Genomic DNA, 22,903 nt, shown 5'->3' with positions numbered 1-22,903 from the left:
GAGCTCGACATAGGTCGCCGGACCGGTGTCGCCGAAGAAGTTGTCCGAGTAGTAGACGGCGGCGCCGAGGGTCGCCGGTCCCACTGGCGTCGAGCCGGCGGCCTTGAACTCGACGAAGTCCTGGTCCGAGCCCGTCGGTGCGTTGATGTAGCCGTAGTAGATGATGCCGAAGTCGAGGTTCACCGGGCCAAGCTGCGGCTTGACGCCGGCGTAGAGGTCGAGCTCGAAGTCCGTATCGTCGCCGAAGTCGACGTTCGATAGCCAGGCGCCGCCGTAGACCATGCCGCCGACAGTCGCGTCGACGCCGCCCGAGATCTGCGGGTTCTCGTCGGTCTGGCTGACGCCGCGCCAGACATAGTCGGTGGCGGCTCCGACGTTGAACGAAAGGTCGAGCGGGCCACTGTCATCCTGGGCGAAGGCGGGGAGGGAGAACAGCGACGCGGCGGACAGGCTGGCGGCGGCGAGGCTGAGGCGGAACGAAAACATTAAGCGGGTCCTAGATTGGATTTCTGAAGGGGCGTTCAGATGACCGCGCCCAGGAAGGCGCAGGCGAAGAGCAGGGCGATCAGCCCGAGCGAGACGAGGGTTTCGCGCATGACCATCAGGCGAGCCCCAGGCCGGAGATGGCGAGGTCGATCAGCTTGATGCCGACGAACGGGGCGACGAGGCCGCCCAGGCCGTAGAGCAGCAGGTTGCGCGACAGCAGCTTGGCTGCGCCGATCGCCTGGTATCGCACGCCGCGAAGCGCGAGCGGGATCAGCGCCACGATGATCAGGGCGTTGAAGATCACCGCTGACAGGATGGCGCTCTCCGGGCTCGACAGGCCCATGATGTTAAGGGCTCCCAACGCGGGTAGAGCGGCCACAAACATCGCCGGGATGATCGCGAAGTACTTGGCCACGTCGTTGGCGATCGAGAAGGTGGTCAGCGCGCCACGGGTGATCAGCATCTGCTTCCCGACCTCGACGATCTCGATGACCTTGGTCGGGTCGCTGTCCAGGTCGACCATGTTGCCGGCCTCGCGGGCAGCCTGGGCCCCGGTTTGCATGGCCACGCCGACGTCGGATTGCGCCAGGGCGGGGGCGTCGTTGGCGCCGTCGCCGCACATGGCGACCAGCCGGCCTTTGGCCTGCTCCTCGCGGATCAGCCGCAGCTTGTCCTCCGGCGTGGCCTCGGCCAGGAAATCGTCGACCCCGGCTTCGGAGGCGATGGCCGCGGCGGTGACTGGATTGTCGCCGGTGATCATCACCGTCCGCAGGCCCATGCGGCGGAGGTCGGCGAACCGCTCCTTCACGTTGGGCTTCACCACGTCCTTGAGGTGGATCACCCCGACCAGGACGCCGTTCTCGCTGACCGCGAGCGGCGTGCCGCCCGAGCGGGCGATGCGGTCGACGCTCGCCGACAGTTCGGCCGGAACCTGCTCGGGGGCGAGGTCCAGGCTGCGGATCACCGCGTCCACCGCGCCCTTGCGCCACGACTGACCGTCGGCGTCGAGCCCAGATTGGCGGGTCGTGGCGCTGAACGGGATGATCGTGCCGTGCGCGGGCGCTTCGTGGTCAAAGCCCTCGGCGCGGGCCAGCTCGACGATCGAGCGGCCTTCCGGGGTCTCGTCGCCGAGCGAGGCCATCAGGGTGGCGCGCATGGCGACTTCCGGGCGCACGCCGGGGGCGGGGATGACCTCGGTGGCCATGCGGTTGCCGAAGGTGATCGTGCCGGTCTTGTCGAGCAGCAGGGTGTCGACGTCGCCGGCCGCCTCGACGGCCCGACCCGACGTGGCCAGCACGTTGACCTTCAGCAGCCGGTCCATGCCGGCGATGCCGACGGCCGACAGCAGCCCGCCGATGGTCGTGGGGATCAAGGTGATGAAGAGGGCGCCCAGCACCATCGGCGACAGCACCACGCCGGAGTACTTGCCCAGGCCCAGCAGGGTCGCCACCGCGATCAGGAAGATCAGGGTCAGGCCGGCCAGCAGCACGGCCAGGGCGACCTCGTTGGGCGTCTTGCGGCGGTCGGCGCCCTCGACCATCGCGATCATGCGGTCGAGGAAGGTCTGGCCGGCCTCCGAGGTGATGCGGACCTTGATCCAGTCCGAGACGACAGTGGTGCCGCCGGTGACGGCCGAGCGGTCACCGCCGCTTTCCCGGATCACCGGCGCGGACTCGCCGGTGATGGCGGCCTCATTGACCGAGGCGACGCCCTCGATGATCTCGCCGTCGGCGGGGATCACGTCGCCGGCCTCGACCAGCACCACCTCGCCGACGCCCAGCTTGTGGGCCGGGGTGGGAACGACCGTGCCGGTCGTCGGGTCGACGATCAGCTTGGCCTTGGTGGTGACGCGGGCGGCGCGCAGGGAGTCGGCCGCCGCCTTGCCCCGGCCCTCGGCGACGCTCTCGGCCAGGTTGGCGAAGAGCACGGTGGCCCAGAGCCAGAGCGCGATCTGGATCTCGAAGCCGAAGTCCCGGCCAGCGGCGATCTCGTTGATCGTCGAGGCGGTGGCCAGCAGGGCCACGATCCAGGTGGCGAAGATCACCGGGTTGCCGGTCAACTTGCGGGGGTCGAGCTTGACCACCGCATCGCGCGCGGCGCGGGCGATCATCGGACCCGAAAGGCTGGTGGCGAGGGTCGAGGCCTTGCGGCGGCTCTCGCCTTGCGGTGCGTAGGACGCGGTCATTTTCTGACGCCTTGCGAAGATTAGCGGCCGGCCACGGCGCCGAGCACTTGGAAGTGCTCGACGATCGGGCCGAGGGCGAGGGCCGGGAAGAACTGCAGCCCGCCGAGGATGAGGATCACGCCGATCAGCAGGCCGACGAACTGGCCGCTGTCGGTGGGCAGGGTGCCGGCGGACGGGGCCAGCTTGGGCTTGGCGACCAGCGAGCCGGCGATGGCCAGCACCGCCACGATCGGCACGAAGCGGCCCATCAGCATGGCCAGGCCGAGCGTGGTGTTCCACCAGGGCGCATTGGCCGTCAGGCCGGCGAAGGCCGAGCCGTTGTTGGCCGTGGTCGAGACGTAGGCGTAGAGGATCTCCGACAGGCCGTGGGGGCCTTGGTTCAGCAAACCCTTGAGCGCCTCCGGCAGCACCGCGGCGATGGCCGAGAAGCCGAGCATCGACAGCGGCACGACCAGCACCGCCAGCATGGCCAGCTTGATCTCCTTGGCCTCGACCTTCTTGCCCAGATACTCGGGCGTGCGGCCGACCATCAGCCCGGCGATGAACACCGCCAGCAAGGCCATCACCACCATGATGGCGATGCCCGAACCGATGCCGCCGGGCAAGATCTCGCCCAGCATCATCAGGAACATCGCGATGCCGCCGCCCAGCGGCATGTAGCTGCCGTGCATGGCGTTGACCGAGCCGTTCGAGGCGCCGGTGGTCTGGGCGGTCCAGGCGGCCGAGGCGGCAGGACCAAAGCGGACCTCCTTGCCTTCCATGTTGGCGCTGGCGTCGACGTGGGCGGCGACCAGAGCTGGCGGGGCCTGGGTCTCGGCGGCATAGATTCCGGACGCGCCGAGCGAGAGCAGCACGGCTGCGGCGGCGACTAGGGCGCGGATGTCCTTGAAGGCGCGGGCTGAGCGGCCGAAGGCGAAGAACGCGGCCCAGCCGAGGACGTTGATCGAAACCGCGGTCAGGAAGTTGGTGAGCGGGGTCGGGTTCTCGAACGGGTGGGCCGAGTTGACGTTGAAGATGCCGCCGCCGTTGATGCCGAGCTGCTTGATCGCCAGTTGGCTGGCGACGGCGAACAGCGACAGCTTCTGCTCGCCGCCTTCGACCGTCGAAGCGATGGCCGAGGCTTGCAGGGTCTGCGGCACGCCCAGGGCGACCAGCGTCAGGGCCAGCACGATCGAGCAGGGCAGCAGGACGTAGAGCGTGGTGCGGACGAGGTCGGCCCAGAAGTTGCCGACGCCCTCGGCGCGATGGCCGATGAAGGCGCGGGCCAGGGCCGCGGCGATCGCCGCGCCGGTGGCGGCGGAGACGAAGTTCTGCACTGTCAGGGCGGCCATCTGGCTGAACTGAGACATGGTCGTCTCGCCGCCATAGGACTGCCAGTTGGTGTTGGTGACGAAACTCACCGCGGTGTTAAAGGCCAGGTGCTCGCTGACGCCCGAGAACCCCTGCGGGTTCAGCGGCAGTCCGCCCTGCAGCCGCAGGATCGCGTACACCAGGAAGAAGCCGGCAGCGTTGAACGCCAGCAGCGCGGCGGCATATCCGAACCAGGTCTGGCTCTTGTTCGCATCCACGCCGCAGCCGGCATAGACCAGCCGCTCGACGGGACGCAGCACCGGGTCGAGCCAGGTGCGTTCCCCATTCCAGACCCGGGACATATAGACGCCGAGAGGCCAGCCGAGCCCAATGGCCACGGCCAGCGTCAGGGCGATCTCCGCCCATCCTTGCCAAGTCATGTCAGTGATCCGTCAGAAGCGCTCGGGGCGCAGCAGCGCGGCGAGCATGTAGACGGCCACGGCGATCGCGCCGCCCGCCCAGAGAAGATCGACGAGCATCTTCAGATGCGCCTCAATCCGACGACGAACAGCGCGAACAGGGCGAACGCCCCCGCGCCGACGCCGAGAAAAATGAGATCCGCCAAGGCAGAAGCCTCCATAGCCAGGTTCAGGCCAGGAGGATGCGCCCCTCAAGCGTCAGGGTTCGAGACGGGACCCGCCCGCCGCGCATAAGGGAAACGTAAAGGTCGGGTGCTCAGCCGTTGCGCGCGAAGGTGAAGCGGCGGTGGCCGATCCAGCTGGTCGCCACCGGCACGGCGATCGCCATGGCGTGGCCGATGGTCTCTGCGTGCCAGGTGAAGCCGATCATCGGGAACACTCCGCGCACCAGCAGCGTGGCGGTCAGGAAGGTCAGGGTCGCGCCGATCGCGTTGACGATCAGGAAGTTGCGCGCCTGCACGGCGATTGGCAGCGGCGAGCCGGGGAACACCAGGACCCGGAACAGCACGAAGGCGAGCGCCATGCCGGTGGCGTAGGCGCAGATCACAGCCGCCTCGAACGGCAGCACCAGGCTCCAGGCGAAGCGCGAGGTGAAGTTCGTGCCCGCAGCCAGGCCACCGACGCCCAGGAACCGCGCAAAGCGCAGCAGGTCGAAGCTCGCCAGCTTCCAGCTGGGGGCCGCTGTCAGAACGTCTTGATGGTCGTTTTGGGACGCCATGACGCAATCCTGGCGCGTAGAGGTTGAGAAATCGCTCACGCCCGCACAGATTTTCACTCAAGGCATTACTACGCGTCGCGCCGCCCGCCGCCCAGCTCCAGGCCGGTTAGACTGGATCGGCGCGGAAGTAGCGCTCGGCCTGCTCGCTCCATCCGTAGGCGGTGTCGTTCAACTGCTCGCGGTCGTAGGCCGGGCTGTTCTTCAGCAGGTCCTTGGTCAGGTCGGTGAGATAGCTGTCCGACGGCTCGTCGTAGCGCAACGCCCGCCAGGGGATCGGGTGGAACTTGCCGCTCGTCCCGAACAGCCCGCCGAACTCCAGCGCCACGAAGCGCGCCTTGCCGGTGTCGCGCTCGAAGTAGATCTCGCGGATCGTGCCTAGCTTCTTGCCGGAAGCGTCCTTCAACGGCGCGCCCAGCAGGTTGGCGCTACGGATCATCAGGCTGTCCAGGCTCATGGCGTCCCTCCATTTCGCGTGGGGAACGCCTAGCTAGGCTGTTCGATCCCGCGGCGCGCTAGGCCGCGCTGGCCTTGCGGTCCTTGGTTCGACGCTCGGTCACCGTCTCGGGGGTGAGCGGGTGACGGCACTCGCTGCAGATGACCACGCTGTCGACGGGGTGGCCGCACTGGTTGTGGGTGACTATGACCGGCGGCTGATCGTCTTCCAGCAGCCACTTGTCGGCCCAGACCAGCAGGGCCAGGGCGTGCGGATAGAGGTCCTTGCCCTTCTTGGTCAGCCAGTACTCGTAGCGCGGCGGCGACATCTCGTAGAGCCGCCGCTCGAACACGCCATTGGTCACCAACACGCGCAGCCGGTCGGTCAGGATGTTGGTGGCGATGTCCAGCATCGACTGGATGTCATCGAACCGGTGAATGCCGAAGTACTGGGTCGAGATGACCAGGCCCGTCCAGCGGTCGCCGGTCATGTCGACGACGTCGGCCACCGGTCGAGCGGCGTCCTCCGCGCCTGACTGGCGGCGGCGGTGCAGGCGAGCGATCTCGACCTCTTCGTAGCCGGCTCCCGGTCCCGGATGATGGCTGCAGGTATGCAGCGAGATGTCGCCGCCGCAGTGGCGGCAGACCATCATCGGCAGCATCGACTTGCCGCACTCTGTGTGGACCAGCCCGGCCGGGCCATTGGGCGCGGTGGCGTCCCAGCGAATGCCCCAGCACCAGGCGATCAGCACCGAGTCGAACAGGTCCAGGCCCATCGGCGTCAGGTGGTACGACTGACGGGCCGCGCCCTCGCGATGGGCGCGTTGTTCGAAGATGCCGCTGGCGACCAGGCCACGCAGGCGGTTGGACAGGGTGTTGCGCGGCGCGCCGGTGCGGGCGCGGAATTCCTCATAGCGGGTCGCCCCGCGGAACGCCTCCTGGATGATCAGCTGACTCCAGCGGTCGCCGATCGTGTTCAGCGCTCGGTGGACGGAGTTCTTGATGATCTTGCGGGTGCGGGCCATGGGTCTCCTGCATCCAGGCGTATAGCCGCACAACCCCTATGTCCAGTTGGGATTGGCCGCCGCGAGGCCCCAACTGGACACTGAAAGTCCATTTTTGAAAGCAAATCCGGCGGGCCCGTAGGCTGGCGACCTCGAGGCCCGCCGACGCCTCAGAACCCGAGCTGCCGTCCGGCCAGATCGCGCAGAATCTCTTCCGAGCCCCCGCCGATCACGAAGATGCGGGCCTCGCGATAGATCCGCTCGACGCGGTTGTCGCCGGTATAGGCGCGACCGCCCAGCACCTGCAGGCTCTCGCGGGCGACGAACTCCAGGGTCGTCGTCGCCTGGACTTTCATCATGGCCAGTTCGGCCACTGGGGTCTCGCCGCGGTGGAAGCGCCAGACCAGGATGTCGAGGAAGGCGTAGCAGGCGTTCACCCGCTGGATCATCTCGACGATCTTGTGGCGGATGGCCTGGTGGTCGATCAGCCGTTGGCCGAAGGTGTGACGTTGGCGGGACCAGTCGATGGCCTCGGCGATGGCGGTGCGGGCCATGGCCAGGGTGGCGGCGATGCCGCTGAAGCGCTCGATGTTGAACTGATTGGCCAGCCCCGCGAAGCCGCGGTTCTCGACGCCGATCAGGTTGGCGGCCGGCACCTCGACATTGTCGAAGGTGAGCGTTCCGTTGTTGCCGTTGTACCAGCCGAGGCCCTTGACCGGGGCGCTGGAGACGCCAGGGCGGTCAGCCTCGATCATCAGCAGCGACAGCCCGCCGACGCCAGGACCGCCGGTACGCACTGCTGTCAGTAGGAAGTCGGCGCGGGTGGCGCCCGAGATCAGTGTCTTGCCGCCGTTGACGATGTAGGTGTCGCCGCGCTTCTCGGCGGTGGTCTGGAAGGCGCCAACGTCCGATCCGCCGGACGGCTCGGTGACCGCGAAGGCGATCTTCTTCTCGCCGCGCAGGATCGGCTTGGCGACGCGCTCGCGCATCTCTTCGGGGCCGAAGGCGATGATCGGCGGCAGGGCGATCCAGTGGGTGGCCAGGTCGGCGAACACCACGCCCGAGCCGGCCCGGAAGAACTCTTCGGCGAAGATGATGCGATGGTAGAGGTCGATGTCCTCGCCTGTGCCGCCCAGGTCCTCGGAGAAGCCCATGCCCAGGACCCCGGCCTTGGCGGCCTTCACGTAGAGCTCGTCGGGGAAAGTCGCCGCCGCGTCCCAGGCGTCGAGGTTCGGGTTGATCTCCGCCTCGATGAAGGTGCGCAGCTGCTGGCGCCAGGCGTCGTGCTTCTCAGTCAGGAACGGGCTCGGCGGGCGCAGCCCATCGAAATCCAGGCGAGGTTTGTCCGCCGCAGCCATCAGTTCGTCCTCCCGACTTGTTACTTGCGAAATGATACTAATGGCGCGCACGGGGTGGGGCAATGGGTGAGGCCCCTCGCTGGCGACATTTCTAAGGGTGTCATCCCGGAAAGCGCGCAGCGCTTGTCCGGGACCCATTCGCTCATGTGTGGGCCGGCCGTGGCGCGGTCGTGCTGCTGACTGCCAGTACGGTGTTCATGGGTCCCGGTCTTGCTTCGCAAACCGGGATGGCACATGGCGCTAGACCAGCGTCGCCCGCAGGTCGCGCTTCAGCACCTTGCCGACCGGATTGCGGGGCAGGGCGGGCAGAATCTCCAGCCGCTCGATCTGCTTGAACACCGCAACCTTGCGCTCGTCGGTCAGGAAGGCGTTGATCGCCTCGCGGTCCAGGGCCTTGCCCGGCCGCGGCACGACGAAGGCGCAGACCCGCTCGCCCAGCCGCGCGTCGGGCGAACCGACCACCGCGGCGTCGGCCACCTCCGGGTGGGCCATCAGGTGGCTCTCGATCTCCTCGGACGAGATGTTCATCCCGCCCCGAATGATGATGTCCTTCAACCGCCCGACGAAGCGGTAGTACTGCGCCTGGTCGCCGGCGATCTCGAACAGGTCGCCGGTGCGGAACCAGCCGTCGGCGTCGAACGCCTTGGCGGTCAGCTCTGGCGCGCGCCAGTAGCCGGCGAAGACGGTCGGCCCCTTGATCCGCATCTCGCTGTGACGGCCGGGCTGCGTGATCTCTTCCTCGGTGTCCGGATCGACGAGACGGGTGAAGAACCGGTCGTTGAGCGGGTAGGCCCAGTCGAAGCCCGGCGCGCCGACCCGCGGGAAGAACGTCGCCCGCTCGCCGTGCCCGGGAATGTCGTCGGACGTGCCGCACAGCGACATGCCCTCGTTGGAGCCGAAGTAATTGACGATCTCGACGTCGTAGCGGTCATGGAAGGCGCGGATCATCGCTTCCGACAGCGGCGCTGAGCCTGAGCCGATCGCGCGCAGACGGCCGAAGTCCACGCCCTCCAGCAGCTTGGGGTCGTGCGCCAGCAGGTTCAGCACCGCCGGCGGCGCCACAGTGTAGTCGATGGCGTGCTCGCGCATCTGCTGCAGCATCACGGCCAGGTCGAACGGATGGTGCTGGATCAGGGTCCCGCCGATCAGCAGCCAGCCGGCCAGCGCCGTCGAGACGCCGCCCATATTGACCATCGGAAACGGGTTCAGCAGCCGCGCGCCTGTCGACAGGCGGCCGGCGGCGACCACGCCCTGCGCCATGATCAGCCACTCGTTGTGGCTGCGCGGCACGCCCTTGGGCTCGGCCTCGGTGCCGGAGGTCCAGCAGATGGTCGCCACGTCGTCGGCGGTGATCGCGGCGGCTGAGGCGGCGGCCTGGGCCGCGGCAAGCAGTTCAGGGGGCGCGCCGGCCATGGCCGCGCCGAGCTCCTGCGCGCCGGGCGCCGCGCCGACGCTGAAGATATGGTCCAGCGGCAGGCCGCGAAGCTGGGCGACGTGGTCGTGCCCGCCGATAACGGCGCCGGTGATCGCTGCCTTGGCCGCGGTGCGGCGCACGATGCTGGAGAGCTCGTTCTCGCGGTATTGCACCGGGGCAGGGGTGACGATGACCCCCAGCTTGAAGGCGGCGAGGTAGGCGAGGGTCAGTTCGACCACGTTGGGCAACTGGACCAGTAGGATATCGTCCTTGGCCAGCCCCGCGCAGTGCAACACAGCGGACAGACGATCGACTTCGGCGCCGAGCTCGCGCCAGGTCAGGCGGCGCGGAGGTCGGCCGATAATGGCCCCGGTGTTCGGCGGATCGATCAGCGCGTCGTCGCCGGGCCGTTCGGCTACGTGGCGGTCCAGCAGGTCAACCATCGTGGTCTCGCCCCACCAGCCCTTGGCGCGGTACGCGGCGATGTGGTCGGCAGGAACAAGGATCATCGTCGGCTCCGATCAGGCGAGGCGTTCGACCACCATGGCCGCGCCGACCCCGGCCGCGCCGGTGGCGACGACAAGGCCCAGGCGGCCCTCGGCGGCGTCCAGGGCGTCCAGTAGCGACGACAGCAGGATCGCGCCGGTCGCCCCCATCGGGTGGCCCTTGGCCAGGTGGCCGCCGCCGACATTGACCTTGGCCGGGTCAGCGGGGCGATCGCGTAGGAACTTGGCGATGGTGACGGCGAAGGCCTCCATGAACTCGATGCGGTCCATGTCGCCCAGGTTCAGACCGGCTCTCTCCAGCGCCTTGTCCATCGCCGAGAACCCGGCCAGCAGCGAGGCCTGCGGGTCGCCGCCGGATTCGGCGTAGGCGAGGATGCGGGCGCGGGCCTTGCGGCCGCCGCTCGGTGCGCCGCCGACGAGCGCCAGTCCAGCGCCGTCGCAGACCGGTGGGGCGTGGGCGATGGTGTGGCGGTGGTCGATCGGGCCTTCCAGCGCCTGCGCATAGGTCGCCGCCAGCGGGGCGAAGGCGGCGGGCATGGCGGCGAGGGACACGGCGGTCGTCTGCGGCCGAGCGCACTCCTCGACGCCGGCCGCGCCGACGGCGATGCGCGAGGCGATCAGGGCCGGGTTCGCCTCCGCCTGGCCGGTGCGGACCTGGGAGGCGAGGGCGACGGCGTCCAATGCCTCGCGTGTGACGCCCTCGGCCTGGGCCAGCCGGTCCGCGGCGACCACCACCGGGATGTAGCGCGAGCGCTTCGGGAAGCTGTCGTCGGTATAGTAGCCGGCGTTGTCGCCCATGAACGGCACGCGCGACATCATCTCGACGCCGCCGGCCAACGCGCGGTCGATCGCGCCGCCGGCGACCATGGTCGCCGCATGGCCGATCGCGGTCAGGCCCGAGACGCAGTAGTTGTTGAGCGTGAAGGCGTAAGCGTCCTCGGAGACGCCGGAATGCAGCTTGGACACCAGGGCGATATTGGCCCCCTGGTCGCCGACCTGGCCGACGCAGCCCAGCACCATGGCCTGGCTGGCGCGGGGATCGTGGCCGCGGGCCTCCAGGGCATCGACAAGCGCTCCTACCAGTTCCTGCGGCTTGTTGGCGGCCAGCGATCCGTCCGGGCGGGCCTTGCCGCGCGGGGTGCGGACGGCGTCGTAGATCCAGGCGTCCACGTGCGTGTTTCCTCCCGGCCGCGCCCTTGATCGGGCGTCTGGCCATGCTCCGGCTTGCCACGATAAGTCTTGGAATGCAAGCTAACGAAAGGTGAGCGGGGAGCGGGCATGGCGCGCAAGGCTAGGGTCGTGCAGTGGGCGACCGGATCGATGGGGAAGACCTGCCTGCGGGCCGTGCTGGACGCGCCCGATCTGGAGCTTGTCGGGCTCTATGTCTATTCGCCCGCGAAGGCGGGCGTCGACGCCGGCGAGATCGCCCGACGGCCGGCGACGGGCGTCGTGGCGACTAGCTCGATCGACGAGATCCTCGCCCTCGACGCCGACGTCGTGCTGCACTGTCCGATGTTGGCCAGCCCTTATGACGGCCACGACGCCGACGTGAAGCGGCTGCTGGAAAGCGGCAAGAACGTCATCTCGATCAACAACTACTTCCACCCCTGGGCGCTGGGCGCGGCCTATGCGCAGGACCTGGAGACTAGCGCGCGCAGGGGCGGGGCGACCCTGGCCGGCGTCGGCGTCAATCCCGGCTGGGCGGCCGAAAAGGTCGCCGCGGCGGTGGCTGGGATCTCGCTGCGGATGGACCACGTCACGACGAGCGAAGTCATCGACTGCTCGGGCATCCCCAACGCCGCCTATGTGTTCGGCGCGCTGGGCATGGGCGCCGATCCCGCTGGCCTGGACCTCAAGGACGGTCCGCTCGCCCGGACCTTCACCGACATGTACGCCCAGTCGGTCGCGGCCCTGGCTCAGAGGCTCGGGATCGAACTCGACGCCATCGAGGCCGACCACGCCGTCACCCTGGCTGACCACGACCTCGACGTCCGCGCCGGGGTCGTGCGGGCCGGGACGGTGGCGGCGACCACCTGGCGCATGCACGGTCTAGTCGGCGGCGTGCGACGCATCACCCATGCGGTCAACTGGGTGATGGACATGAGCCTGCCGGCCTTCGCCAGCAAACCGCACTGGGCGATCGAAGTGACTGGCTTGCCCGGCGTGCGTCTCTCCATGGATCTGACCGAGACTCCGGATCCAGGCGTCCGCACCAAACCCGAGCAGTACGCCGTTGCCGGCATGGTCCTGGCCGCGATCCCCCAGGTGATCGCCGCGCCGCCGGGGCTGTGGCGGGGCTAGGCCAAAATTGCTCCCCCGCTGGGGGAGCTGTCAGCGAAGCTGACTGAGGGGGCTTGATGACTCAGCAGTCCCCCTCCGTCGCGCTTTGCGCGCCACCTCCCCCAGCGGGGGAGGAATTGGGAGCTACCCCGCCCGCCCGACGACGAAGCTGACCACGGTGCCCAGCGAGCCGCCGATGTTCAGGGTCTGGTAGGTGCGCGCGCCCTCGACCTGGTAGTCGCCGGCGGTGCCGGTGACCTGGCGGCCGGCGTCCAGCAGCATCCGGGCGCCGGTGGCCCCGACCGGGTGGCCGACGCCGATCAGCCCACCGGAGGCGTTGACCGGGCACTTGCCGCCCAGCTCGATCAGGCCGCTCTCCACCGCCTGCCAGGATTGCCCGGGCGCGGTCAGGCCCAGGTGGTCGATGGCCATGTACTCGGTCGAGGTGAAGCAGTCGTGGGTCTCGACGCCCGACAGATCCTGCGGCCCGGCGATGCCGGCCCGGCCCCAGGCGTCGGTGATCGCCTTGCGCACGTGCGGGAAGATGTAGTCCTGGCCCTTCGAGCGCTCGATCTTGTCGAGGAAGCGGATGCCGGCGTTGGTGTGGCCCCAGCCGAGGATCTGCGGGAAGTCGCTCGCCTTCACCCCGCGGCGGGCCGCGTAGCGCTCCATGAAGCGGTCCGAGCACAGCACGATGGCGCTGGTCCCGTCGGTGATCTGGCCGCAGTCCATGCGCCGGGTGCCCGGCTCGATGATCGGGTTGGCCGCATCGTCGTCGGTGAAGTTCTCGGGCGTGAACGCCCACTTGCGGGTCTGCGACAGCGGATTGCGCTTGGCGTTGGTCAGGTTGATCTCGGCGATCCGGTTCAGGTGCCGCCGGTCCAGGCCGTAGCGCTCGCCGTACTCCTGGGAGAGGCGACCGAACACCGCCGGCCACATGAAGCGGCAGTCGATGCCTTCGCGGCCCTGCCAGGAGGCGGCGTTCTGGACCTTGGAGGCCTCGTCGCCCGGCAGGTTCTTCTCTTCCTCGGCGCCGACGATCAGCACGCAGTCGTAGCGGCCGGCTTCGATCTCGGCGGTGGCGGTCAGCACGGCGATGGAGGCCGAGGCGCAGGCCGCTTCGTGGCGCATGGCCGGAACGCCGTGCAACTCGGGAACCACCTGAGCGACCATCGCCGCCAGGTGGCCCTGGCCGCGATAGAGCTCGCCGAAGGCGTTGCCGACGTGGACGGCGTCGATGTCGGAGGCGTCCAGCTTACAGGCGTCCAGCGCGCCCAGGATGCCGTCGCGCAGGATGTCCGACAGGTCGAGGCCCTCGCGCGACCAGGCGCGGGCGAAGTCGCTCTGATGACCGCCCAGAAGATAGATCGCCATGGCTTCCTCCAACCTGATCTTTCGTGATCTTGCCGGCGAGCCTAAGGTATCGGTTCGTAAATGCAAGTTATAGGGAGGCCGGCATGCGGGATTTCGAGGGCAGGACAGGCGTGGTCACCGGGGCGGCCGGCGGCATGGGCGCGGCGGCGGTGCGGCTGTTCGCGCAGCGCGGGGCCAAGGTCGTGGCCCTCGACCGGCGGCTGGAGGACCTGAGCGAGCTGGCCGAAACTTGGCGCGGGGAGGGGCTCTCCGTCGAGATCGCCGGCTACGACCAGGGCGATCCGGACAGCATCGCGGCGGTGTTCGAGCAGGTGGACGGCTTCACCGGCGCGCGGCTCGACTTCTGCTTCGCCAACGCCGGCTACGGCCGCTATCGCCCGGTCATGGAGATCGAGGCCAAGGAGTGGAAGCGGCACACCGCGATCAACCTCGACGGCACGTTCCTGGTCGTCCAGGCGGCGGCGCGGCGGATGCGCCAGAGCGGCGGCGCCATCGTCATCAACGCCTCGTCCGGGGCGGCGTTTCCGACCGATCTGCTCTCAGCATACTGCGCCTCCAAGGCCGGGCTGGTGATGCTGGCCAAGATCCTGGCTTCCGAGCTCGGGGCCTATGGAATCAGGGTCAACGCCGTGCTGCCCGGCGTTATCGAGACCCCGATGACCGAGAGCCTGCTGGCCGAGCCCGGCGTCTCCGAGACCCTGGCCAAGGCCACGCCGCTCGGTCGCGCCGGCCGCCCGGAGGAGGTGGCGCAGGCCTCCGCCTTCCTGTGCAGTTCGGCGTCCGGCTACGTCACCGGGACCAGCCTGCTGGTCGACGGCGGCCAGACCCTGCACGGCTTCCCGCGCTGGTTCAGCACCGACCACCGCGACCCGGCCGCGCCGTGGACCGCGTACGTGGATCGCTAGCCCAAGCCCCTTGCACCGCAGCATCGTTCGTGTAGCTTTCATATAAAGACTAAAAACGGCGCGGGGAGGAAACGCGCGCTCATGCAGCTTGAGGGGCCTTCATGCAGGTCAAGGATTCCGTCGCCCTGGTCACCGGGGCTAACCGCGGCATCGGCGAGGCGTTCGTGCGCGAATTGGTCGCCGCCGGCGCTGCCCACGTCTACGCCGCCGCGCGCGACCCGGCCTCGGCCAAGCATCTGGAGGCCGACTACCCCGGCAAGGTGACGGCGGTCGGGCTCGACGTCAGCCAGCCTGACCAGATCGCGGCGATCGCCGCCGCGCGGCCCGACGTTTCGTTGATCGTCAACAACGCCGGGGCCTTCACTCACGGTCTGCTGATCGGCTCCGACACCCTGGCCGGCGCGCGCGAGGAGATGGAGGTCAACTACTTCGGCCCCGTCGCCATGTGCCGCGCTTTCGCGCCTGCGCTCGCCAAGCACGGCGGCGGCGGGATCATCAACGTGCTGTCGGTCGGCGGCATTCTGGCGGCCCCGAACATGGGCGGCTACAGCCCCTCGAAGTTCGCCATGCGCGCCGCCACCCAGTGCATCCGCGCCGAGCTGGCCGACCAGGGCACCACCGTCTCGGCGCTGATCGTCGGCTCGGTCGACACCCGCATGGCCGAGCACGTGAAGGGCGCCAAGGAGCCGCCCTCGGTGATCGCCAAGGCCGGCATCAAGGCCGTCGAGCGCGGCCAGGACGAGGTCGACACCGACCGCATGGCCATTGAGACGCGCGCCGCCCAGGCCCGCGATCCGAAGGGCCTGGAGCGCCAGATGGCCAAGATGCTCAAGGCGACTGAAATTTCGACCGGCCGGTAGGGGGAAACGCCGATGCCTGAACTCACTCAGATCGCGACCTTGCTCGCGGTCAACTTCGGCCTTCTGGTCGCCGGCTTCCTGATCCTCTGGATGATCGGGACGGCGATCAAGGATGTCACCTTCGTCGACGCCTGCTGGGGCCTGGGTCTGGCCAGCATGGCGGTGGCGAGCTTCTTCCAGACGCCGGACGGTGCGCAGACGCGCCGCTATCTGCTGACTGGCCTGGCGCTGCTCTGGGGCCTGCGGCTGGGCCTGCACATCCTCGGCCGCTGGCGCCACGAGGGGCCGGACCGCCGCTATGTGAAGATGATGGACCGGGCCAAGGCCGACAAAGGCTGGAGCTACGCCCACGCCTCGCTGCGCATGGTCTTCGCCTTCCAGGCGCCGCTGCTCTGGGTGGTCAGCCTGCCGGTCCAGCTCGGCCAGATCTCGGCCCAGCCGGCCGCCATTGGCGCCCTCGGCTGGATCGGCGCGGGGCTGTCGCTGTTCGGCATCGCCTTCGAAACCACCGCCGACTCCCAGCTCAAGCGCTTCAAGGCGAACCCGGCCAACAAGGGCCAGGTGCTCGCCTCCGGCCTCTGGCGCTACACCCGTCACCCCAACTACTTCGGCGACATCTGCACCTGGGTGGGCTTCTACCTGATCGCCGCGGAGACGCAGCTCGGCCTGTGGGCGCTGCCCGGTCCGCTGCTGCTGATCTTCCTGCTGACCCGCTGGAGCGGGGGCCCGTCGTACGAGAAGCGCCTGACCCACCAGCGGCCGGGCTATGACGACTACATCCGCCGCACCAGCTCCCTGATCCCCTGGCCGCCGAAGCGCCTCGACGGGAGCGCCTCGTGAGGACTCTGCTGTCGCCCACCATCGCCCCGCCGGCCCCACGTCCGATCGGGACCCTGCCGGGCCTGCATGCGGCCCGCGACCCGGACGCCCCGGCTATCACCTGCGAGGGCAAGACCCTGACCCGCGCGCAGTTCGCCGCACGGGTGAACCGCCGCGCCCGCGGGCTGGCCGCTCACGGCGTGCGGGAAGGGGACTTTGTCGCCATCGCCCTGCCCAACGGCCCGGCCTTCCTGGAACTGGCCTTCGCGGCCTGGACCCTGGGCGCGACGCCGGCGCCGGTCTCCTACCGCCTGCCGGCGCCCGAGCTGAAGGCGATCATCGAGCTGATGCAGCCGCGCGTCGTCATCGGCGGTGAGGCCACCCGCGCCGCGGGCGTCGACTTCCTGGACGAGGCGACGACCCACGACGAGGCGACCTCCGCCGATCCGCTGCCCGAGCTGACCGCCAAGCACGTCAAAGCGATCGCCAGCGGCGGCAGCACCGGCCGCCCCAAGGTCATCGTCGACCACGCCCCCTCGATCATCGACCCGGACGCCGCCTCGCTCGGCATGCAGCTCGGCGACACGGTGATCATCCCCGGGCCGCTCTATCACGCCGCCCCGTTCGGCCTGGCCTACATGGCGCTGTGTTGGGGCTGCCATCTGGTGGTCACCAAGCGCTTTGAGCCCTCCGAGACCCTGCGCCTGATTGGCGAGCACAAGGTCCAGTGGGCCTATCTGGTCCCGACCATGATGCACCGCATCTGGCGGCTGCCGGACGCCGAGCGCGCCGCCGCCGACGTCTCCAGCCTGGAGATGATCGTCCACATCGCCTCGGCCTGTCCGGTCTGGCTCAAGGAGAAGTGGATCGAGTGGCTGGGCCCCGACGCGGTCTGGGAGGTCTATTCCGGCACCGAGGCCATGGGCGGCACCTCGATCGGCGGCCGTGAATGGCTGACCCATAAGGGCTCGGTCGGCCGACTGATGCCCGGCAGCGAGATCCGCATCCTGCGCGAGGACGGGACCCAGGCTCCAGCGGGCGAAGTCGGTGAGGTGTTCTTCCTACCGGCCGGCGGCCGCGGCGCGACCTACCACTACATCGGCGCCGAACCGCGGGCGAAGGGCGAGTGGGAGACCTTCGGCGACATGGGCCACATCGACGAGGAGGGCTACCTCTACCTCGCCGACCGGCGCACTGACCTGATCATCTCCGGCGGGGCGAACATCTACCCGGCTGAGGTCGAGGCCGCTGTCGACGCCTATCCGGGCGTGCTCTCCAGCGTCGTCGTCGGCCTGCCGCATGACGACCTGGGCCAGGCTGTCCACGCGATCCTCGAGATGGCGCCTGGCGGCCCGCCGCTGGACGAGGCGCAGGTCAAGGCGTTCCTGGCCGAGCGCATCGCCCCCTACAAGATCCCGCGCAGCCTGGAGGTCACCCACGAGCGCCTGCGCGACGACGCCGGCAAGGTCCGCCGCAGCGCCCTGCGTGACCAGCGCGCCAAGACCGAGGCCTGATTGCGCGTTCGGCCATGACCTCGCAGGTCATGGCCGCGGCGAGGGCCCGCGCCTAGCCTGCTCCAAACTCAACGGAGCAGGCGATGAACGGGTTCTGGCGGAAGTGGTTGAACGGGTGGTGCGCGGTGGTGGCGCTGTTCGGGGTCGTGCTGGCCGGCGGCGCAGCGGAGGCGACCAGCGGTCCGGTTCGTGCCTTGCTCGACCTGCTCAATGGGCCTGAGCCCCTGCAGATCGAAGGCCCAATGCGCTTTGGCCTGGCCGTGCTCGGCGCGGTGACCATCGGCTGGAGCCTGACGCTCTTCGCCGCCATCGACGCCGCGATGCGGCTGGGGCCCCTGGGTGCGCCGGTCTGGCGGATGATCCTGGCGAGCGGTCTCGTCTGGTTCGTCATCGACAGCGCGCTGTCGCTCGCCACCGGCTTTGGCCTCAACCTGATCCCCAACACGATCTTCATCGCCGGCCTGATCGCGCCGTTGGCGGCGAGCGGGGCGCTGGACCGGGGCGCCGTTCAAGCTCTGCCATAATTCCACCTTCAGCCGTCGCGAGCATCCGGGCGTAAGTTCGCGAGAGGGTGGAAATGGCGCGCGCGCAGCAACGGCTTCTGCTGCTGGCCGTGTCGGTCGGCGCGCATGCTGTCGTTCTGGGCTGGCTGATGGTCCAGCGCCATGTGCCGACGCCCCGGGAAACGCCCGCCATGGAAGTGCTGCTCGCGCCGCCGATCTTCCGTCGTCTGCCACACGAGCCCCAGCGACGCGCTGAGCCGCCGCCGCGGCCGCACCCAGCCAGGTCACCTGAACGCGCGCCCGTGCAACGCCAGGACCAAGATGTCGCCGCCCGGCCAGCCGGCTCGGGCGAGGCCGCGCCGCCTGCGCCGCCGGCCTTGCGGCGGGCGCTGCGCGGTCTGATCGCTTGCCGTCTCGCCGACCTCACCGACGAGGAACGCCAGCGCTGCGACGAGCGCCTGGCCGCGGTCGAGGACCGGATCGGCCGTAAGCTCGACCTCGATGTCCGCGGCGACTTCGACCGCGACCCCGATCCCTACCTGGCCCGCCGGCCGAAGAACGGCTGCAAGGCGCGGGCAGGGGGCGACGCCGATCCGGCCGGCAAGCAGGGCGCCGCCGTCGGCATAGGCTGCGCCTGGGCCTTCTAGGGGCGGCCGGTGACCGCGTCGGCGGCCGCCTGCTGGCGCGGATCGAGCCGACCGCTGCGAAAGCCTTCCAGGTACATCCGGCCCAGCAGGTGGATCGCCTTGGCGCCGCCGGGTGCAAGCTCATCACTGGCGACGTCGCGCTCGATGGTCTCTGCGTCCGGCGCGTCGATCTCGCTCTCCAGCAGCGGGTGTCCGGCCGACGCCGCGGCGTTGATCAGGAAGCAGGCGTAGTAGAGCCGGGTCATACGCCGGGTCAGGTTGAGCTTCTCGCGCAGCGCGGGGTCCGGCGGGCGGCCCAGCCAGCCGGCCAGCAGCCGCTCCGTCAATTCGGGCGTCGGCGCCAGGCCGTCTGCCAGGATGGCGAGGTCGATCAGCGGATCGTTGCGATAGGCCGACTCCCAGTCGATCAGCCACAGCCGGCGGCCGTCGAACAGGACATTGCCGGGGTTGGGGTCGTTGTGGCTCGACCGCGCCGTATCCTCGCGCCAGTTGTAGCGGGCGCGAAGATCGGCGAGCTGGGCGAGGTGATCATCGAGCAGGCCGTCCGCGAAGGCGCGCGAGGCGTGGACCTTGCCCAGCATGTCTTCGAGCAGGTCGCGATAGTCGATCAGCGGCGGAAAGGTCGTGCTCGCCTGCAATCGGCCGACCAGCTCGCCGAGCGCCTGCGCAAGGGCCGCGCCGCCGCCCGGAAAAGCGCTCAGCGGTTGTTGGGCGATGAAGTCGGTGACCGCGACGCCGGCCGCCGCGTCGACATGGTGCACCGGCGGCGCGATCCCGGCCTCGGCGGCGGCGATCAGGCAGGTGTAGCGGTGGGGATTACGGCGCAGCAGCGGGCTCTCTGGCCCGTCCACCCGCAGCAGCAGCGGCCGGCGGCCGGCCGCCTCGATCCGATAGAGCGCCGCCCCCGACGCGCCGCCGCTGATCGGCGTTACGTCGAGCACCGCGGCCTGGCCGATCGCTGCGCGCAGCGTCGCCTCAGCCACGTCCCGCTGCGCGTCCGCGATGAGGTTCAAAGGATCGCCCGCCATGATCGGGCGATCGCGCACGTGTTCGCCGCGCAGGTCAATCGGCGTGGACGCGTCGGCGCGGGCGCCGCCTAATCGGGCCATGCGCCTCTTTCATTTCAGCGAGGATCCGGGGATCGCGCGGTTCGAACCGCGGCCGGTGCGCACGCCGTCGGCGCGGCCGCCGGGCCGAGAGTGGCTGAACGGCCCGCTGGTCTGGGCGATCGATGAGCCACATCAGGCGATGTACCTGTTTCCGCGCGACTGCCCGCGCATCCTGCTCTGGCCGACCGCGGCCACCACGCCGCAGGATCGCGCCGCCTGGTGGGGCGAGAGCGCGGCGCGCATGTTGGCTCATGTCGAGCAGCGCTGGCTGGAGGTCCTGACGAGCGCGCGCCTCTATCGCTACGAACTGCCGCCCGACTCGTTCGACTGCCTGGACGACGCCGGCATGTGGGTGTCGCGCGAGCCGGTTACGCCGTTCTCCGTCGAAGAGATCGCCGACCTGCCGGCCGCGCTGGCCGCCTGTGACGCCGAGCTGCGGGTCGTCGACAGCCTGACGCCCCTGCGCGGGGTCTGGGACACGACGCTGCACGCCAGCGGGATCCGGCTGCGCAACGCCGCCGGCTGGTAGGCCTGTCTTCCGCGCGGCGGAAGACAGGCCCGCTGGTCAGTGCGTGGCGTTCGGGTCGGCCATCTGGAAGTAGTCGCGCCAGCCGATGATCTTGCCGTCCGGCTTGAACTCGATGATCCCCATATAGGGGTGGGTCACGGTCTGGCCGCTGGCGTTGACGTACTCCTCGCGGCCCTCGGTGAAGAGATGGGTGTCGGTCTCGGCATGGCGCTCGATCACCCAGGTCGAGCCCGAGTTGTCGGCCCAGTACTTGGTGATGAACTTTTCGACCCAGTCGCGGCCCATCAGCGGGCGGGTGCCGACGTGATAGTGGTACTCCACCTCCGGGGCGAAGAAGTCGAGGAAGCCGGCCTTGTCCTTGGCGGCGATGGCCTGCTGCAGACGGCGGATGAGGTCGATCTTGGCTTCGCTCACGCGGCGCTCTCCTGGTTGGGGGCGGCCTGGAAACGGGCCGAGTCGTAGTAGTCACGCAGCTTGCGGACCTTGCCCTCGCGGAACTCGATGGCCTGCATGAAGGGGTTGTCGATCAGCACCTTGCGGGCGCGGTCGTAGAGCTGCTCCAGCCCCTCGACCAACAGCGTGTCGCCCTTTTCGGCCCAGTTCAGCACGGTCCATTCGCGCTGGTCGAAGCCCTGCTCGTAGTTGCGGATGAACTTGAGCATGGTGGCCTTGTCGGAGATCGGCTTGGTCCCGACGCGCCAGTGATACTCGAAGTCGTCGGCGAGCGTGGCGAGGAAGGCGTCGTGATCCTTCCTTTTGGAGGCGGCGATCATCGCCTCCAGCGTCTTCATGTTTTCGCTCATGACCGCGTCCCTCCTGCGTTTCTTTGGCCGCAGGCTATTGGCATAAGTTCGATTATGCAAGTAACAACGCTGGAGCGGTTGACGCCGCTGCGAGCGGCCAATAAGTTGCTATTTGCAAGTCAAGGCTTGCGGCTTTTGGAGGCGCGGGGGGTTCGCGCCTGGGGATGTAAGGATACGCGATGCAGGATCTGGTTTCGCTCAAGGGGCGGCTGCGGCTGCCGGCCATCGCCGCGCCGATGTTCCTGGTCTCGGGGCCGGAGCTGGTGCTGGCGGCGTGCAAGGCCGGGATCGTCGGCTCGTTCCCTGCCAACAACGCCCGCACCATCGAGGTGCTCGACCAGTGGCTGGTCGACATCAAGGCCGCCGTCGGCGACGCGCCGTGGGCGATCAACATCATGGTCCACCGGACCTATGAGCGCATGGCCGAAGAGCTCGAGCTGGTCATGAAGCACAAGCCGCCGATCGTGATCACCGCGCTCGGCAGCCCTAAGGAACTGGTGGCGCAGGTGCAGGCCTACGGCGGCAAGGTGCTGGCCGACGTCAACTCGATCTCCTACGCCAGGAAGGCGGCCGAGGCGGGCGTCGACGGCCTGGTGCTGATCTCCGCCGGCGCCGGCGGCCACACCGGCCAGCTCTCGGCCTTCGCCTTCGTGCCGGCGGTGCGCGAGTTCTTTGATGGGGTCATCGTGCTGGGCGGGGCCATCGGCTCGGGCGAGGCGGTGCGCGCCGCCGAGATCCTCGGCGCCGACTACGCCTATCTCGGAACCCGGCTGATCGCCTCGGAAGAGAGCATGGCGCACCCCGACTACAAGACCATGCTGGTCGAGGCGAGCGCCGACGAGATCATCCTCTCGGCCTCGCTGACCGGCGTGCCGGCCAACTGGCTGAAGGGCAGCCTGGTCGCCGCCGGCTTCGATCCGGCCGCCATGGGCGCCAAGGCCGATATCGATCTCGGACGTCCCGAAGACAACGACGCCAAGCGCTGGAAGGACGTCTGGTCGGCGGGGCAGGGCGTCGGCGCGGTCCGCGCCATCGAGCAGGTCGGCGCCATCGTCGATCAGCTGGTCGACGAATACGCCGCCGCGAAGGCTCGCTAGGCGTCCGCTTCCAGGGGCGGCGGCGAGGCGCCCATCAGCGCGCCGATGACCCGCCGCTGCTCCATCGGCACCGGCTTGTTACCAAACACGTCCGACAGCCACAGGCCATCGGCGACCAGCCGCTGCAGCAGGGCGTCGTCGGCCCCGACCACGTCGTTCGGCTCGTCGCGGGTGATCTGGTCGGTCCACCACTGCCAGCGGTCGGCGAGGCTCGGCTCCAGCAAGCAGGCGACCAGCACCACCTTGCTGGTGCGCACCTCGTCCTCGCTCATGGTCAGCTGCACGGTGGCGGCCAGGTAGGCGCGGGAATAGCGGCCCACCGGGTGCGGGTCCTTGGCGGCCAGCGCCTCGATATTGTTGACGAACTTCTCGCCGGCCTCGTCGACCAGCGCCTTCAGCAGCTCGGCCTTGCTGGGGAAGTGGTGCAGCAGCGCGCCCTTGCTCAGTGGCAGCCGGGCGACCACGGCGTCGAGCGTGAAGCCGGCCGCGCCGCTCTCCTGCAATGTCTGCATCGCCGCCCCCATGATCTGGGCGCGGGTGGCTTCAGGCTGGCGTCGGCGGGGCTGGGTCATGACCGTTACATACCAACTG

24 protein-coding genes are annotated in these 22,903 nt (G+C 69.2%); 9 read left to right on the top strand and 15 right to left on the bottom strand.

Annotation, left to right across the window (positions count from 1 at the left end; translation table 11 throughout):
* The 10 genes from C0481_RS04415 to C0481_RS04375 all read right to left on the bottom strand — a co-directional run.
* A partial coding sequence (locus C0481_RS04415) for a TorF family putative porin (protein WP_293401046.1) occupies positions 1 to 486 on the bottom strand: 486 nt, incomplete at its 3' end.
* Positions 487 to 601: 115 nt separating this feature from the next.
* Positions 602 to 2,671: a potassium-transporting ATPase subunit KdpB gene (gene kdpB / locus C0481_RS04410; RefSeq protein ID WP_293401045.1), complete on the bottom strand. Its 2,070-nt coding sequence runs from the start codon at positions 2,669 to 2,671 to the stop codon at positions 602 to 604.
* A 20-nt stretch (positions 2,672 to 2,691) separates the two neighbouring features.
* The gene (gene kdpA, locus C0481_RS04405; RefSeq protein WP_293401044.1) at positions 2,692 to 4,401 is read right to left on the bottom strand and encodes a potassium-transporting ATPase subunit KdpA; all 1,710 of its coding nucleotides are present in this window, start codon (positions 4,399 to 4,401) and stop codon (positions 2,692 to 2,694) included.
* 12 nt (positions 4,402 to 4,413) lie between these two features.
* Positions 4,414 to 4,500, bottom strand: a complete 87-nt coding sequence (locus tag C0481_RS21865) for a potassium-transporting ATPase subunit F (RefSeq protein WP_363223149.1) — start codon at positions 4,498 to 4,500, stop codon at positions 4,414 to 4,416.
* Between the two features lie 196 nt (positions 4,501 to 4,696).
* Positions 4,697 to 5,158, bottom strand: a complete 462-nt coding sequence (locus C0481_RS04400) for a GtrA family protein (protein WP_293401043.1) — start codon at positions 5,156 to 5,158, stop codon at positions 4,697 to 4,699.
* 106 nt (positions 5,159 to 5,264) lie between these two features.
* Positions 5,265 to 5,612 (bottom strand): PRC-barrel domain-containing protein, encoded by a 348-nt coding sequence (locus C0481_RS04395; RefSeq protein ID WP_293401041.1) that lies wholly within the window; start codon positions 5,610 to 5,612, stop codon positions 5,265 to 5,267.
* A gap of 58 nt (positions 5,613 to 5,670) precedes the next feature.
* Positions 5,671 to 6,615: a helix-turn-helix domain-containing protein gene (locus C0481_RS04390; RefSeq protein WP_293401039.1), complete on the bottom strand. Its 945-nt coding sequence runs from the start codon at positions 6,613 to 6,615 to the stop codon at positions 5,671 to 5,673.
* 149 nt (positions 6,616 to 6,764) lie between these two features.
* Complete coding sequence (locus C0481_RS04385) at positions 6,765 to 7,952, bottom strand: acyl-CoA dehydrogenase family protein (RefSeq protein ID WP_293401037.1); 1,188 nt, start codon at positions 7,950 to 7,952, stop codon at positions 6,765 to 6,767.
* A gap of 240 nt (positions 7,953 to 8,192) precedes the next feature.
* Positions 8,193 to 9,875 (bottom strand): class I adenylate-forming enzyme family protein, encoded by a 1,683-nt coding sequence (locus tag C0481_RS04380; protein ID WP_293401035.1) that lies wholly within the window; start codon positions 9,873 to 9,875, stop codon positions 8,193 to 8,195.
* A gap of 12 nt (positions 9,876 to 9,887) precedes the next feature.
* Complete coding sequence (locus C0481_RS04375; protein WP_293401033.1) at positions 9,888 to 11,042, bottom strand: acyl-CoA thiolase; 1,155 nt, start codon at positions 11,040 to 11,042, stop codon at positions 9,888 to 9,890.
* Positions 11,043 to 11,150: 108 nt separating this feature from the next.
* On the opposite strand from C0481_RS04375, the gene C0481_RS04370 reads away from it, so the two are divergent.
* Complete coding sequence (locus tag C0481_RS04370) at positions 11,151 to 12,173, top strand: hypothetical protein (protein WP_293401031.1); 1,023 nt, start codon at positions 11,151 to 11,153, stop codon at positions 12,171 to 12,173.
* Between the two features lie 123 nt (positions 12,174 to 12,296).
* Here the strand turns inward: C0481_RS04370 and C0481_RS04365 are convergent, their stop codons facing one another.
* The gene (locus tag C0481_RS04365; RefSeq protein WP_293401029.1) at positions 12,297 to 13,526 is read right to left on the bottom strand and encodes an acetyl-CoA acetyltransferase; all 1,230 of its coding nucleotides are present in this window, start codon (positions 13,524 to 13,526) and stop codon (positions 12,297 to 12,299) included.
* An 83-nt stretch (positions 13,527 to 13,609) separates the two neighbouring features.
* Here C0481_RS04365 and C0481_RS04360 point away from each other — a divergent pair, with 83 nt between their 5' ends.
* From C0481_RS04360 to C0481_RS04335, 6 genes are all read left to right on the top strand, one after another.
* On the top strand, positions 13,610 to 14,431 hold the full coding sequence (locus C0481_RS04360; RefSeq protein WP_293401027.1) for an SDR family NAD(P)-dependent oxidoreductase: 822 nt from the start codon (positions 13,610 to 13,612) through the stop codon (positions 14,429 to 14,431).
* 101 nt (positions 14,432 to 14,532) lie between these two features.
* Positions 14,533 to 15,291: an SDR family oxidoreductase gene (locus C0481_RS04355; RefSeq protein WP_293401025.1), complete on the top strand. Its 759-nt coding sequence runs from the start codon at positions 14,533 to 14,535 to the stop codon at positions 15,289 to 15,291.
* 12 nt (positions 15,292 to 15,303) lie between these two features.
* Positions 15,304 to 16,131, top strand: coding sequence for a DUF1295 domain-containing protein (locus C0481_RS04350; RefSeq protein ID WP_293401023.1), 828 nt, complete (start codon positions 15,304 to 15,306; stop codon positions 16,129 to 16,131).
* On the top strand, positions 16,128 to 17,624 hold the full coding sequence (locus C0481_RS04345) for an AMP-binding protein (RefSeq protein WP_293401021.1): 1,497 nt from the start codon (positions 16,128 to 16,130) through the stop codon (positions 17,622 to 17,624). Before C0481_RS04350 ends, C0481_RS04345 begins: the two co-directional genes overlap by 4 nt.
* A gap of 83 nt (positions 17,625 to 17,707) precedes the next feature.
* Positions 17,708 to 18,148 carry a hypothetical protein gene (locus C0481_RS04340; protein WP_293401019.1) on the top strand — a complete coding sequence of 147 codons (441 nt, stop codon included), beginning with the start codon at positions 17,708 to 17,710 and terminating at the stop codon, positions 18,146 to 18,148.
* A 53-nt stretch (positions 18,149 to 18,201) separates the two neighbouring features.
* Positions 18,202 to 18,774, top strand: coding sequence for a hypothetical protein (locus C0481_RS04335; RefSeq protein ID WP_293401017.1), 573 nt, complete (start codon positions 18,202 to 18,204; stop codon positions 18,772 to 18,774).
* On the opposite strand, the gene C0481_RS04330 is transcribed toward C0481_RS04335, so the two are convergent.
* Positions 18,771 to 19,883: a phosphotransferase gene (locus tag C0481_RS04330; RefSeq protein ID WP_293401015.1), complete on the bottom strand. Its 1,113-nt coding sequence runs from the start codon at positions 19,881 to 19,883 to the stop codon at positions 18,771 to 18,773. The two genes, C0481_RS04335 and C0481_RS04330, sit on opposite strands and share 4 nt — an antisense overlap.
* On the opposite strand from C0481_RS04330, the gene C0481_RS04325 reads away from it, so the two are divergent.
* Entirely contained in the window at positions 19,882 to 20,412 is a 531-nt protein-coding gene (locus C0481_RS04325) for a DUF6886 family protein (RefSeq protein ID WP_293401013.1), read from the top strand. The two genes, C0481_RS04330 and C0481_RS04325, sit on opposite strands and share 2 nt — an antisense overlap.
* A 36-nt stretch (positions 20,413 to 20,448) precedes the next feature.
* On the opposite strand, the gene C0481_RS04320 is transcribed toward C0481_RS04325, so the two are convergent.
* Entirely contained in the window at positions 20,449 to 20,826 is a 378-nt protein-coding gene (locus C0481_RS04320; RefSeq protein ID WP_293401011.1) for a nuclear transport factor 2 family protein, read from the bottom strand.
* Positions 20,823 to 21,215 (bottom strand): nuclear transport factor 2 family protein, encoded by a 393-nt coding sequence (locus tag C0481_RS04315; protein WP_293401010.1) that lies wholly within the window; start codon positions 21,213 to 21,215, stop codon positions 20,823 to 20,825. Before C0481_RS04315 ends, C0481_RS04320 begins: the two co-directional genes overlap by 4 nt.
* Positions 21,216 to 21,394: 179 nt before the next feature.
* On the opposite strand from C0481_RS04315, the gene C0481_RS04310 reads away from it, so the two are divergent.
* Positions 21,395 to 22,312, top strand: coding sequence for a nitronate monooxygenase (locus tag C0481_RS04310; RefSeq protein ID WP_293401009.1), 918 nt, complete (start codon positions 21,395 to 21,397; stop codon positions 22,310 to 22,312).
* Here C0481_RS04310 and C0481_RS04305 read toward each other — a convergent pair.
* The gene (locus C0481_RS04305; protein WP_293401007.1) at positions 22,309 to 22,884 is read right to left on the bottom strand and encodes a TetR/AcrR family transcriptional regulator; all 576 of its coding nucleotides are present in this window, start codon (positions 22,882 to 22,884) and stop codon (positions 22,309 to 22,311) included. The genes C0481_RS04310 and C0481_RS04305 overlap by 4 nt on opposite strands.
* Positions 22,885 to 22,903: the final 19 nt, after the last annotated feature.

The organism is Phenylobacterium sp. (genome assembly GCF_013822795.1).
In the GTDB taxonomy this organism is placed as follows: Bacteria; Pseudomonadota; Alphaproteobacteria; order Caulobacterales; family Caulobacteraceae; genus Phenylobacterium.
The sequence above is the reverse complement of the archived record's forward strand: the minus strand, read 5'-3'. Positions and strand labels throughout refer to the sequence as shown.